This window comes from Methylobacterium sp. ARG-1, assembly GCF_001262595.1.
Classification (GTDB): domain Bacteria; phylum Pseudomonadota; class Alphaproteobacteria; order Rhizobiales; family Beijerinckiaceae; genus Methylobacterium; species Methylobacterium brachiatum.
Genome location: NZ_LHCD01000017.1, coordinates 34,756 through 46,991 on the forward strand (window position 1 = coordinate 34,756; position 12,236 = coordinate 46,991).

Sequence of the window (12,236 nt, forward strand, 5' to 3'; positions counted from 1 at the left end):
AGCCCATCGGCTGAGATCTGATTCTCCCAGCGGAATCGGTTTCGGGAGCGGAGGCCGACTTTCGTGCGGCCGGTACCGCAACGGCAATCGCTCCCGCGGAACCCGGAGGAGCGTCCCGTCAGAACAGCGCGAGTTGCGCCCCCGGCTTGCGGAACGCCGCCTCGTTCAGGGCCATCCGCCCGAAGGCGAAGCCGAGCCGGCCGCCGGCGAGACGAACCCGCTGGCCGATCATCTCGGCATAGGCCCCCTCCCCGCGGAAGCGGTGGCCGAAGCGGGGATCGTTCTCGCGGCCGCCCCGGGCCTGGCTCAGCAGCGCGAAGGCCCGGGCCCGACGCTCGGGATAGTGCTCGGCGAACCAGTCGGCCACGAGGTCGGCGACCTCGCCCGGCAGGCGCAGCAAAGCATGGCCGATGCGGCTCGCGCCGTTCTCCCGGGCGCGGGCCAGGATCGCCTCGATTTCGTGGTCGGTCAGCCCTGGGATGATCGGCGAGACGTTGACCATCACGGGCACGCCGGCCTCGCTCAGGCGCCGCATCGCGGAGAGCCGCTTCTCCGGCCGGGGCGCCCGCGGGTCGAGCCGTCGGGCGAGGTGCGGATCCAGCGTCGGCAGCGAGACGGCCACCAGCACGAGGTTCTCGGCCGCCATCTCGGCCAGGATGTCGAGGTCGCGCAGCACGAGGTCGGACTTGGTGGTGATGCCGACAGGATGGCGGGCCTCCCTCAGCACTTCCAGCACGGCGCGGGTGATGCGGTGCTCCCGCTCCACCGGCTGGTAGGGATCGGTGGCGGTACCGAGCGCGATCGTCGCCGGCCGGTAGCCCGGCGCAGCGATCTCGCGTGCCAGGACCCGGGCGGCGTCGGGCTTGGCGACGATTCGCGATTCGAAGTCGAGCCCCGGCGACAGACCGAGCCAGGCATGGGTCGGCCGCGCGTAGCAGTAGATGCAGCCGTGCTCGCAGCCGCGATACGGGTTGACCGACCGGTCGAACGGGATGTCCGGCGAGGTATTGCGGGCGATGATCCGCGCCGTGCGCTCAAGGGTGACCTGGGTGCGCAGGGCGGCGGGGGCATCCGCCTCCCAATCGCCGTCCTGGATGTCCTCGCGCGCGGCGGCGTCGTAGCGGCTCGTGGGATTGGCCGTAGCGCCGCGCCCGCGCCGAGCCTCCAGAGGCCGCGCGCTCGGGCCGAGCCGCAGGGACGCCTCGGGGGTGGATCCGCTCGGACTCTCTGCCATGTCGCGCCGCCTTGTGCCCTGAACGGAACATAGCGCGAACATAGACGTGGCCAACGCCTTAATTTCAGGCAAACGCGCCCGCGCGCCAGCTTCGATGCCCGGCATCACTGCCGAGATGCGGCGCAGCGGTTTACCGCCGCGCAAAATCGTCTATGGGCGCGCTCATGCTCTCCGCCGTGACCTATCTGGCCGATCCGGCCGATCCGGACGCGATCGACCGCCTGGCCGACACGCTCAGCGTGCTCGTATCGGGCGTCGCCGGCGGCTTGATCGGCGACGCGGTGATCGTGACCGGCCGGGAGAGCGAGGCGGCCGCCGCCATCGCGGACGCCACCGGGGCGACCCTGGTGCTGCATCGCGGCGTGAGCCCCTATGCGGCCGGCGCCGCGGCGGCCCGGCGGGACTGGGTACTGTGCCTGGAGGCCGGCGACGTCCCGGCGGAGGGCTGGATTCGCACCCTCGACCGCTTCGTCGGCACGGCCCGGCCGGAGACCGGGCTCGGCCGCCTGCACCGCCCGGCCGCGGGCTGGATCGCCGGTCTGGTCGGCCGCATCGAAGCCGTTCTTGGCGCCCGGCGGGCCCGGCCCGGCGACGTGGTGCGGCGGGACGCGCTGCAAGCCGGCGCGGTGTTCGCGCCACGCCTCAAGGTCAGGCCGCTGATCGCCCGGATCGACCGGCCCTGATCGACAGAATGTCGCAGCTCGACTTGCCGTTATCCGCGCACGCGCGGTGAAATTCCCTGGTGCGATGGCAGAAAACTTGCTGAACTGGAGCTTATAGGCGAGCGCTGCACCCGTTGCGCTGCAGGGAAGGATGCGCCGATGGACTCCTCGGGCCTGATGGGGCGGAAGTCCGTCGACGACATCCTGGAGAGCGGCGAGGGCGAGCAGCAGCTCTCGAAGACGCTCGGGGCGCTCTCGATCACCGCGATGGGGATCGGGGCGATCATCGGCGCCGGCATCTTCGTGCTCACCGGCACCGCGGCGGCACAGTATGCCGGGCCCGGCATCATGCTGTCCTTCGTGCTCGGTGGCATCGCCTGCGCGTTCGTCGGCCTCTGCTATTCCGAGATGGCGGCGCTGATCCCGGTGGCCGGGTCGAGCTACACCTATACCTACGCGACGCTGGGCGAGTTCTTCGCCTGGCTGATCGGCTGGGACCTGATCCTCGAATACGCCATGGGCGCCGCGACGGTGGCGGTGGGCTGGTCGGGCTACATCACGAGCCTGCTGAAGGATGTCGGCATCGTGATCCCGGCCCGGTTCGCGCACGCGCCGGGGACGGCGATCGACGGCGGCGGCACCGCCCTGTTCAACCTGCCGGCCGTGGTGATCGTGGCGCTGATCACGATCCTGCTGATGCGCGGCACCAAGGAATCGGCGCGGTTCAACAACATCATGGTGGCGGTCAAGCTCACCGTGGTGGTCGCGTTCATCGCGCTGGGCTGGGGCCATGTCGACACGGCGCATTGGAGCCCGCTGATCCCGCCGAACGAGGGGAGCTTCGGGCAGTACGGCTATAGCGGCATCCTGCGCGGCGCCGGCGTGGTCTTCTTCGCCTTCATCGGCTTCGACGCGGTCTCCACCGCCGCCCAGGAAGCGCGCAAGCCGCAGAAGGACATGCCGATCGGCATCCTCGGCTCGCTCGCCGTCTGCACGATCCTCTACGTGCTCGTGGCCGCCGTCCTGACCGGGCTGGTGCCGTACAAGGAGCTGAACGTTCCCGACCCGATCGCCAAGGGGGTCGATGCCATCGGCATCGGCTGGTTCGCGTTGCTGATCAAGCTGGGGGCGCTCACCGGCCTGACCACGGTGATCCTGGTCCTGCTCTACGGCCAGAGCCGAATCTTCTTCACCATGGCCAATGACGGGCTGCTGCCGAAGCTGTTCGCCCATGTCCATCCGACCTACCAGACGCCCTATCGCAGCCAGGCGCTGATCGGCGCTGCGGTCGCCCTCGTGGCGGCGCTGGTGCCGATCCACATCCTCGGCGAGATGGTCAGCATCGGCACGCTCGCCGCCTTCATCCTGGTCTGCGGCTCGGTGATCCACCTGCGCCGGACCGACCGGCACATGAAGCGGCCGTTCCGGACCCCGGCGGTGCCGGTGGTGCCCATCCTCGGCATCCTGTTCTGCCTGCTGCTGATGGTCGGATTGCCCCTCGACACCTGGCTGCGCCTGGTGATCTGGATGGCGATCGGGCTGGTCATCTACTTCTTCTACGGACGCAGGCACTCGGTGCTGCGCCGCAAGGAGGGCAACGCCGTCACGCCGTGATGCTGGCGCCGCGCCGCAGGTGCTCGTCGAGCCGCGGCATGATCTCGACGAAGTTGCAGGGGCGGTGCCGGTAATCGAGTTGCTGCGCCAGGATGCCGTCCCAGGCGTCCCGGCACGCCCCCGGCGAGCCCGGCAGCACGAACACGTACGTCGCCTGCGCGACCCCGGCCGTGGCCCGGGATTGCAGGGTCGAGGTGCCGATCTTGTCGTACGAGATCCGGTGGAACACCGCCGAGAAGCCGTCCATCCGCTTCTCGAACAGCGGCTCCAGCGCCTCGGGAGTCACGTCGCGGCCGGTGAATCCGGTGCCGCCCGTGGTGATCACCACGTCGACCGCCGGATCGCGCAGCCATGCCTCGACCTGTTCTCGGATCGCCGGGATCTCGTCCGGCACGATGGCCCGGGCCGCGAGCCGATGGCCTGCGTCGGTGAGGCGCTGGCTCAGGGTATCGCCTGAGCGGTCATCCGCCATGCGGCGGGTGTCCGAGACGGTGAGCACCGCGATTCCCAGCGGGATGAAGCGGCGTGAATCGGGCTGATCGGCCATCGTGGGTTCTCCGAACTCGAGCCGGGATATGGGCCGCCGCCCCGCGCTTGTCGCCCCCTCGGCCACGGGCCGCCGAATCAGCAATGGGGATGTAGGCGCCACTCCCGAGGCCGATTTCTTGAGGCCTCCGTCCGATACGCCGAACCATTGCGGCCCGTTCGCCCGCTTTCGTCTGCGCCGGCATCGCACCTATGAACCCGGGTCAGCCGGTAAGCGCTCCGGAACAAAGCGAAAGCGCCACACGCAGATGTTTTTAGAATGAAACTATTTTCAGCAGATGCAATCAGAGAGATCCATCACGAAATCGTGCTCCCTGTGGAAAAATGAGACATCTCTCCATCAATACGGCGCACCCTATCCCATAAAACCGCAGACAAGACTGAATCCATCAGGCCCGCTCTATCCAAGTGGCATGCCGCACCGCTATGTCAAATCATCGCCCCAACAATATGATATTGGAAACAGGCAGCCACAAAATCTTTGATTTTTCCCGCGACTCAGACCACTCTCGGTTGGCCGACGGTGTCGGGACGAGTCCCCGCTCGATGGAGACTGGCACAGAGCAGTCTTCCGCGTGCCGACGACGAATCGAGACCGTATTCCGGCCTCGAACCAACGACCCCCTCATGGAGTTTCGCGCGCGAATCGTGTTCTGACCTTCGCCTCGCCACTCGACGATATCGAGCCTGGAACGATGCCGTTCCAGACATGGGTCTTTGCTCTATTCGCGCCTGATACGCGCGCAGGAATTCGCAGGTTTCGCCACCGGCCCGACACGGATCGGCCGATGCTTGCACAGGTTCCCGGGCCCAAATGTTTCATCTCGGCCGAAAGAACACCCACGACGCCAAGCAGGAGGGCGCGAGATGACGACGACATCAAGACGGCTGGGAGTTCTCGGCGGCCTGAGTCGGCGTTCGACGATCGAGCGCCATCAAATGATCAACCGTCACGTCTTGAGCCTAACCGGCAACCGTGTCGCTGCGGACCTCGTGACCTGGAGCCTCGACCCGGACACGATCATTCATCTGCTTTCGAAAGACGGCTGGCCGTTGATCGTCGATCAGATCAAGGAGGCCGCCGCGAACCTGCTCCTCGAAGGCGTCGATGCCCTGATGATCGCCAGCGACACACTTCACTGCGCGCTTGCGGGGGAACCGATCCATTTCGGCGTGCCCGTGATCCCGGTTCACGACGCGCTGGCCGATGAGATCCGGCGCCTGTCCCTGAGAAAAGTCGGCTTGGTCGGCACCTCGGCGACCATGAGCGGGCCGTATTACCAGGATCTCAGACAGCGGTCCTGCTATCTGGATGTGGTGCTTCCGAGCCAGAATCTCTGGGTCAATATCGACTACTCGGTCTGCAATCGCATCTACAACGGCGAGAGCACATTGCTCGAAGTCGAGACCTACCACCAGATCATGTCCCAGTTCGAGGCGCAGGGCGTTGACGGGATCATCGTGGCCTCGCCGGAAATCGCCCTGGCCTTCAACAAGCCCGATCCGGTGCCGGTGCTGCACACGGCCGAAATCCATGCCGCGGCCGCCGCGCGATGGTGTGTCGCCGGCCGCGACATCCTGCAGCCCGATATGTCGCCCCACGATGAGGCCAGGCGCGCGTCGGTGGCATCCATCGACGAGACTTCCAAGGACACGTCGAAGATTTCGTTCGAAGCGCTCCAGCCCCGCGATCTTCCCCGGAAACGCAAGCGCAAAGCCGGACGATTGTCAGCCGCGGCCGCCTTGGTCTCCGTCGGACAGCAGACGCGCAACTCGTAGCGCCGGGTGACGACCCCCGGGACATGACGTCCACCCGTGCGGTTCCCGGCCCGTGGACCGAGGCGGAAATCTGCAGACGCCTCGACTTGCCGACGGCGCCGGATTGCGGTGTCTTCGTGCGTATCGGTGCCGAAGACACCGCAATCCGGAACTCCTCCCATGCACATGTACGGCAATTGGCGCTCGGCCGCGGCCTTCCGGGTCCGGATCGCTCTGAAACTGAAGGGCATCGCCTACGAGGAGACCTTCATCGACCTCGATGCCGGCGACCAGCACAAGCCGGAATTCCGCACGATCAACCCGCAGGGCGCGGTGCCGGCGCTGTACGACGGCGACGGTCCGCCGCTGACCCAATCCCTGGCGATCCTCGACTATCTGGAGGAGACGCAGGACGGCGTATGCCTGCTGCCCGAGGAGCCGCGAGCCCGCGCCCGGGCACGCTCGCTCGCGCAGGTCGTCGCCTGCGACACGCATCCTCTTTACGTGCCACGGGTGCGCACCTTCCTGATGGAGGAATACGGGCTGCCCCGGGACCGGATGCTGGCCTTCCTTCGCAACGCCTTCGAGACCGGCCTGAAGACCCTTGAGACCCGGCTCGCCACCGAGCCGGGGACCGGCCGCTTCTGCCAGGGCGACGCGGTGAGCCACGCCGACCTCTGCCTCGTCAGCCTCTGGGTCGGGACCGGGATCTTCGGGGTCGAAACGGCGGCCTACCCGACGGTCGCCCGGATCGCCGAGGCCTGCCTCGCCCTGCCGGAGGTCGCCGAGGCGCATCCCCTGCGCCAGCCCGGCGCCCCCGGGGTCTGAGGCGCGGGCCCGGATCCCACACCTGCACGGATCCGGCCCGCTCGATCGGGCGTGCTCTTGGCAGGCAGATATGGCAATCGGGCGTCCGAGGCGTTTAATCCGGCCGGGGCGTCAATCCAGGCCCGTGGGGGAGAAAGGGTGTCGATGGTACCCGTCGAGAACGAGTCCGGCCTGCATCGCGTCGTCGTGGTCGGCGGCGGTGCCGCGGGGCTTCAGTTGGTGACGAAGCTCGGCGACAAGCTCGGGCGCGGCAAGCGCGCGCATATCACCCTGGTCGACCGCGCCCGCACGCATATCTGGAAGCCGCTGCTGCACGAGGTGGCGGCGGGCAGCCTCGATATCGGCCACCACGCCGTCGATTACCTGCACCACGCCCACATGCACGGGTTCCGCTACCGTATCGGCAGCATGACCGGGCTCGACCGCGAGGCCCGCACGATCCGGCTCGCCGCGAGTCACGACCCCGAGGGGCGCGAGGTCACGCCGGAGCGCTCGGTCCCCTACGACACCCTCGTGATGGCGGTGGGCTCGACCACCAACGATTTCGGGACGCCCGGCGTCGCCGAGCATGCCATCGCGCTCGACACCCAGGACCAGGCGGTGCGGTTCCACCAGCGCCTGGTCAACGCGTCCCTGCGGGCCCACACGCAGGATGGGCCGGTCCGTCCCGGCCAGCTCCACGTCACGGTGATCGGCGCCGGCGCTACCGGCACGGAACTCGCCGCCGAGTTGCACCGGACCTTCCGCCACGTGGTCGCCACCGGGCTGGACCGGATCGACCCGAGCAAGGACATCCGCATCACCCTCGTCGAGGCGGCCGACCGGATCCTACCGGCGGTGCCGCAGCGCCTCTCGGTGGAGGTGATGCAGCTCCTGAACAAGATCGGGGTCGACGTTCGCGTGAAGGCGCGGGTGACCGAGGTGCGCGCCGACGGCGTGCAGCTCGCCGACGGCACCTTCATCCCGTCGGAGCTGGTGGTTTGGGCGGCCGGCGTGAAGGCGCCGCCCTTCCTGCAGGGCATCGGCGGCCTGGAGACGACGCGGACCAACCAGCTGGTGGTCGCCCCGACCCTGCAGACCACCCGCGATCCCGATATCTTCGCGATGGGCGACTGCGCCTATCTGGTCGAGGCCGGATCGGACCGGCCCGTGCCGCCCAGGGCCCAGGCCGCCCACCAGCAGGCCAGCCACCTGATCGGCCAGATCCAGGCCAAGATCGACGGCAAGCCCTTGAAGCCGTTCAAGTACAAGGATTTCGGGTCGCTCGTGTCGCTCGGCGAGTACTCGACGGTGGGCAGCCTGATGGGCTTCGTCCGGGGCAAGAACATGCTCATCGCCGGGTTGTTCGCCCGGATGATGTACCGCTCGCTCTACAAGATGCACGAGCGGGCGCTCCACGGCACCGTCAAGACGGCGCTCGACGCCATGGCCCGGGCGCTCACCCGCCGCACCGAATCGCGGGTGAAGCTGCACTGAAGCACTGTCCCGGATCCGATATCCGGGACGATGGTCTGAGTGTTGAAGCAGGCATCATCTCTTTCCGAGAATCAGCGATTGCCTTTCGGGATGGTGCCCTATGGTTTTACCGGCGCCCCGGCGATACGGGGGCCGCAACAGGGAGGATGACCGCATGATCCTGGTCAGCGTGATGTATCCGGCCGGCCCGAATTTCGACATGGGCTACTATCTCGGCCACCACATGCCGCTGGTGCGCGAGCGCTGGTCGGCCCTGGGTCTCCACGACGCGAAGGTCGTCAAGGGTTCCGGAACCCCGGACGGCGGCGCAGCCCCGTTCCAAGTGATGGCGCTGCTGACCTTCGAATCGGCCGACGCGTTCAAGAAGGCCGTTGCCGCCCATGGCGAGGAGATCTTCGCCGACATCCCGAACTTCACCACGGCCCAGGCCCAGGTGCAGCTCAACGACTTCGCGGAGAGCCCGTGATCGACATCGTCAAGGCGGTGCAGCAGGCCGATCCGAGCCTCGGCACCTACGTGGTCGTGCTGCGCGCCGATGCCCGGGCCCTCGACGGTCCGGATCGCCTGACCCCCGACGCGCAGGCCTGGATCGAGGCGAACGCCCCCGGCGGCCGCCTCGCCCGAGTGCGGGTCCTGCTCGCCCCTTACCCGGGAGCGATGCCGGCCGAGCGGGACGTGACCGTCGCGGCCTTCGCGGATGCCCGCCAGCTCGCCGCCTTCGCGACGACCTGGACCGGTGATCCGCTGCCGGAGGCGGAGGAGCCGTAGGCTCGGCTCAGGCGGCCCGCAGCTGGCGGATGGCCCGGAGGGCCGTGGCCCGCTGCACCTCCAGGCGCCGGATCAGCGGCATGAGGTCGGCGCCCGCATGGGCGGCGGCCTCGACCTCGCGGCACAGGCTCGACAGGCCGACGAAGCCCAGCAGCCCGGCCGCCGCCACCATGGCGTGGGCATCGTGGGCGATCTGAAGGCGGTCGGTCTCGCTCGGCCGGAACCGCTCGGACAGCTCGTTGGCCAAAAGATCCAGCAGCGCGCCGACCTGGTCCGTACCGAAGCTCATCTCCATGTCGCTGAGCACACCGGCGTCGAGCACCGCGGGATCGACCGGCACCCGGGGCCGTGTTGCCTCCTGCCGTGCCGGTCGGCGGGCCCCGGGAGCGGTCCAGCGGCTGATCGTGGCGAACAGGTCGGCCCGGCGGAACGGCTTGCCGACATGGTCATCCATCCCGGCCTCGCGCAGCTCCGCGACCTGAGCCGGCAGGACGTTGGCGGTCATCGCCACGATCGGGACGTCGCAGGCCGGCGGCGCCAGGGCGCGGATCCGGCGCGTGGCGGTGAGCCCGTCGACACCGGGCATCTGCACGTCCATCAGCACGAGGTCGTAGGGCCGCCCCTCGGCCACCGACAGGGCCACGGCCGTGATCGCCGCGCCGCCGTCGCCGGTCACCTCCACGCTGTAGCCCTGTGATTCGAGCACGGCGCAGGCGAGTTCCTGGTTGAGCGGTACGTCCTCGACGAGGAGCAAACGCAGCGGTGCCCGGGCCGGAAGCACCCGGGACGTCTTGGCCGGCGGCGCGGATGCGGCCGCCGTCCCGGCAAGACGGAGCGTAACCGCCGCCTCGGCGCTTCGCGGCAGGACCAGGCGGAACCAGAAGGTCGAGCCCTCGCCTTCCCGGCTCTCCATGCCGATCTCGCCGCCCATGAGCGTGACGAGGTGCCGGGAGATCGCGAGACCGAGACCGGTGCCGCCGAAGCGCCGGCTGATCGAGCCGTCGACCTGGCTGAAGCGCTTGAACAGGCGCTCCTGCTGGGCCGGGGCGATGCCGATGCCGGTGTCGGTCACGGTGAAGCGGACGACGTCGCCCGGGCCGCCATCGGGCGCGAGGCCCTCGCCCTCCCGCTGCACCGTGAGGGTGACCGAGCCTTCGGGGGTGAACTTCACGGCGTTGTTGAGCAGGTTGAGCAGGACCTGCCGCAGGCGGCCCGGATCGCCGACGACGACGCCCGGGAGCGCCGGGTCGATCTGTGCCTCGATCCGCAACCCGCTCCGGAGCGCGCTGCCGCGCACGATCGACACCGTGTCGTCAACGATCTGGACCAGCGGGAAGCTGACCGGGTCGAGGGTCAGCTCGCCGGCCTCGATCTTGGAGAAGTCGAGGATGTCGTTGACTACGGTGAGGAGCGCCGCCCCCGAGCTGTGGATCAGCTCCAGGCGCCGCCGGTCCTCGTCCTGGATCGCGCTCTCGTCCAGCAGCAGGTCGGCGTAGCCCAGAATGCCGTTGAGCGGCGTGCGGATCTCGTGGCTCATCGCGGCCAGGAACTCGCTCTTGGCCGCGCTCGCCCGCTCCGCCTCGGCCCGTGCGGCTTCGGCGTCGCGGGTAGCCTCCCGCAGGGCGGCCTCCGCGGCCTTGCGCTCGGTGATGTCGAGATGGAGGCCGACCATGCGCTGCGGCTGGCCCTCGGGGCCGAACTGCGTGCGCCCGCGTGCGTAGATCCAGCGCTCGCCCACCCGGAACTCGGCGACGAAGGGGCACGAGGTTTCCACCGCCCGCCGGATCTCGTTCCAGACGTCGCCGGCATCCTCGGGATTCAGGAGCGCCGTCCAGGCCGCCGCCGACATGGTGTGCGACCGGCCGGTATCGGGCAGCCCGTGCATCCGCGCGCTCTCGAGGCTCAGGGTGGCGAACCCCGTGCGCATGTCCCAGTCCCAGGTGCCGGCATCGGCCGCGTCCAGGGCGATGCCCAGGAGCCCGCGCGCCTCCTCGACGGCGAGCCGGGCTGTGACGATGTCGTCGACGTCGAGCGCGGTGCCAAGCCACTCCACCACGGCGCCGTCTTCGGGATCGAGATAGATTGGGATCAGCGAGATCTTGTGCCACCGATAGGCACCGTCATGCCGCCGGATCCGCCACTGGCCGCTATAGCCGATCCCGGTCTCGATCGCCTCCTGCCAAGCCGCCTCCATGGCGGCGGCATCCTCCGGGTGGTTGCGGGCGAGGCGCTGGGCCCGGTCCAGCCCGATCGGCCCGTAATAGGCGTAGAACTGAGCGTTGGCGTAGGTCGCCTGCCCGTCGCCGACCCGCATGGTCCAGATCAGGAGCGGCAGGGTCTCGGCGAGGCCGCGATAGCGCAGCTCGCTGCGGCGGACCTCGTCCTCGGCGCGGCGCTGCTCGGTCACGTCGATGAGCACGCCGATGAGGCCGGTCACCGAGCCCTCCCCGCGGCATAGGCCGCGCACGACCACGTCGCGAATCTCGCCGTCGGGCCGCAGCAACCGCGTCTCGAAATCGAAGCTTGCGCCGCGGGCCACCGCGTCCGCGACGATCCCCTCGAGCCGCTCCCGGTCGTCCGGGTGATAGATCTCCGTGAAGGCGGCCTGCGAGGGCGCCGGTCCGCCGGGATCGCGGCCGGCGATCGCGTAGAGGCTCTCGGACCAGACCGGTTGCCCGTCGGCGAAGTCCACGCGCCAGTTGCCGACGCTGGCGAGTTGCTCGGCCATGGTGAGCTGGTGGTTGGCCGCCGCCTGGGCCTCCGCCCGGGCGTTGATCTCGCGATGCTGCTCCCGGATCAGGGCCTCGCGGACTGCCGCCTGCGCGATCTCGTGGCTGCGCTTCGCGTTGGCCTCGGTCAGCCGCAGATGGGCGATCACGATCTCGGCGAGATCGCGGAACGCGTCCGCGTCGGATTCCGAGAGCCCGTCACGGGGCTCCGGGTCAATCAGGCAGAAGGTGCCGATCCGGATCCCCGGCGTCAGGCTCAGGGGAATGCCGGCGTAGAACCGGAACCCATCGGGCGCGGCGACCCCGGGCAGGTCCCGGAAGCGGGCATCGAGCCGGGTGTCGGGCACGACCAGCATGGCATCGCTGCGGATCGTGTGGTCGCACAGGCCGAGTTCCCGGGGGCTCGACGTCGGGACGTCGATGCAGGGAGTCTTCAGCCAGAGCTGGGTGTCGTCGATAAAGCCCACGAAGGCGCTGCGCACGCCGAACAGGCGGCGGGCGGTGCGGCACACGGCGTCGAAATGCGGCTCGGGGGGCGTGCCGACGATGCCGAGGGCATCCAGGGTCGCAAGCCGCGCCGCCTCATCGTCCGGATGTACTCTCACTGCCGTCTCCGGGAAC

At 69.0% G+C, this 12,236-nt stretch carries 10 protein-coding genes; 7 read left to right on the plus strand and 3 right to left on the minus strand.

Annotation, left to right across the window (positions count from 1 at the left end):
• Positions 1–118 precede the first annotated feature (118 nt).
• The gene (locus tag AKJ13_RS17000) at positions 119–1,234 is read right to left on the minus strand and encodes a PA0069 family radical SAM protein (protein WP_050734414.1); all 1,116 of its coding nucleotides are present in this window, start codon (positions 1,232–1,234) and stop codon (positions 119–121) included.
• A 152-nt stretch (positions 1,235–1,386) separates the two neighbouring features.
• Here AKJ13_RS17000 and AKJ13_RS17005 point away from each other — a divergent pair, with 152 nt between their 5' ends.
• Both AKJ13_RS17005 and AKJ13_RS17010 read left to right on the plus strand, forming a co-directional pair.
• The gene (locus tag AKJ13_RS17005) at positions 1,387–1,917 is read left to right on the plus strand and encodes a hypothetical protein (RefSeq protein ID WP_082316995.1); all 531 of its coding nucleotides are present in this window, start codon (positions 1,387–1,389) and stop codon (positions 1,915–1,917) included.
• 138 nt (positions 1,918–2,055) lie between these two features.
• A complete protein-coding gene (locus AKJ13_RS17010) occupies positions 2,056–3,510 on the plus strand; it encodes an amino acid permease (RefSeq protein ID WP_050734415.1) in 1,455 nt (484 codons plus the stop codon).
• Here the strand turns inward: AKJ13_RS17010 and moaB are convergent.
• Complete coding sequence (gene moaB, locus AKJ13_RS17015) at positions 3,500–4,057, minus strand: molybdenum cofactor biosynthesis protein B (RefSeq protein WP_050734416.1); 558 nt, start codon at positions 4,055–4,057, stop codon at positions 3,500–3,502. The two genes, AKJ13_RS17010 and moaB, sit on opposite strands and share 11 nt — an antisense overlap.
• Before the next feature lie 866 nt (positions 4,058–4,923).
• On the opposite strand from moaB, the gene AKJ13_RS17020 reads away from it, so the two are divergent.
• From AKJ13_RS17020 to AKJ13_RS17040, 5 genes are all read left to right on the plus strand, one after another.
• Positions 4,924–5,835, plus strand: a complete 912-nt coding sequence (locus AKJ13_RS17020; protein WP_082316996.1) for an aspartate/glutamate racemase family protein — start codon at positions 4,924–4,926, stop codon at positions 5,833–5,835.
• 159 nt (positions 5,836–5,994) lie between these two features.
• The gene (gene maiA, locus AKJ13_RS17025) at positions 5,995–6,642 is read left to right on the plus strand and encodes a maleylacetoacetate isomerase (RefSeq protein WP_050734418.1); all 648 of its coding nucleotides are present in this window, start codon (positions 5,995–5,997) and stop codon (positions 6,640–6,642) included.
• Positions 6,643–6,786: 144 nt separating this feature from the next.
• Positions 6,787–8,118, plus strand: a complete 1,332-nt coding sequence (locus AKJ13_RS17030) for an NAD(P)/FAD-dependent oxidoreductase (RefSeq protein ID WP_050734419.1) — start codon at positions 6,787–6,789, stop codon at positions 8,116–8,118.
• Between the two features lie 154 nt (positions 8,119–8,272).
• Positions 8,273–8,584 (plus strand): EthD family reductase, encoded by a 312-nt coding sequence (locus tag AKJ13_RS17035; protein ID WP_050734420.1) that lies wholly within the window; start codon positions 8,273–8,275, stop codon positions 8,582–8,584.
• Positions 8,581–8,886, plus strand: a complete 306-nt coding sequence (locus AKJ13_RS17040) for a hypothetical protein (protein WP_050734421.1) — start codon at positions 8,581–8,583, stop codon at positions 8,884–8,886. The genes AKJ13_RS17035 and AKJ13_RS17040 overlap by 4 nt, the downstream gene beginning before the upstream one ends.
• A 7-nt stretch (positions 8,887–8,893) precedes the next feature.
• On the opposite strand, the gene AKJ13_RS17045 is transcribed toward AKJ13_RS17040, so the two are convergent.
• The gene (locus AKJ13_RS17045; protein ID WP_050734422.1) at positions 8,894–12,220 is read right to left on the minus strand and encodes a GAF domain-containing hybrid sensor histidine kinase/response regulator; all 3,327 of its coding nucleotides are present in this window, start codon (positions 12,218–12,220) and stop codon (positions 8,894–8,896) included.
• Between the last annotated feature and the right edge of the window lie 16 nt (positions 12,221–12,236).

Bases quoted from the DNA above. Each gene is read 5' to 3' on its own strand.
- AKJ13_RS17000 (WP_050734414.1), bottom strand. From the start codon at position 1,234: ATGGCAGAGAGTCCGAGCGGATCCACCCCCGAGGCGTCCCTGCGGCTC.
- AKJ13_RS17005 (WP_082316995.1), top strand. From the start codon at position 1,387: ATGGGCGCGCTCATGCTCTCCGCCGTGACCTATCTGGCCGATCCGGCC.
- AKJ13_RS17010 (WP_050734415.1), top strand. From the start codon at position 2,056: ATGGACTCCTCGGGCCTGATGGGGCGGAAGTCCGTCGACGACATCCTG.
- moaB (WP_050734416.1), bottom strand. From the start codon at position 4,057: ATGGCCGATCAGCCCGATTCACGCCGCTTCATCCCGCTGGGAATCGCG.
- AKJ13_RS17020 (WP_082316996.1), top strand. From the start codon at position 4,924: ATGACGACGACATCAAGACGGCTGGGAGTTCTCGGCGGCCTGAGTCGG.
- maiA (WP_050734418.1), top strand. From the start codon at position 5,995: ATGCACATGTACGGCAATTGGCGCTCGGCCGCGGCCTTCCGGGTCCGG.
- AKJ13_RS17030 (WP_050734419.1), top strand. From the start codon at position 6,787: ATGGTACCCGTCGAGAACGAGTCCGGCCTGCATCGCGTCGTCGTGGTC.
- AKJ13_RS17035 (WP_050734420.1), top strand. From the start codon at position 8,273: ATGATCCTGGTCAGCGTGATGTATCCGGCCGGCCCGAATTTCGACATG.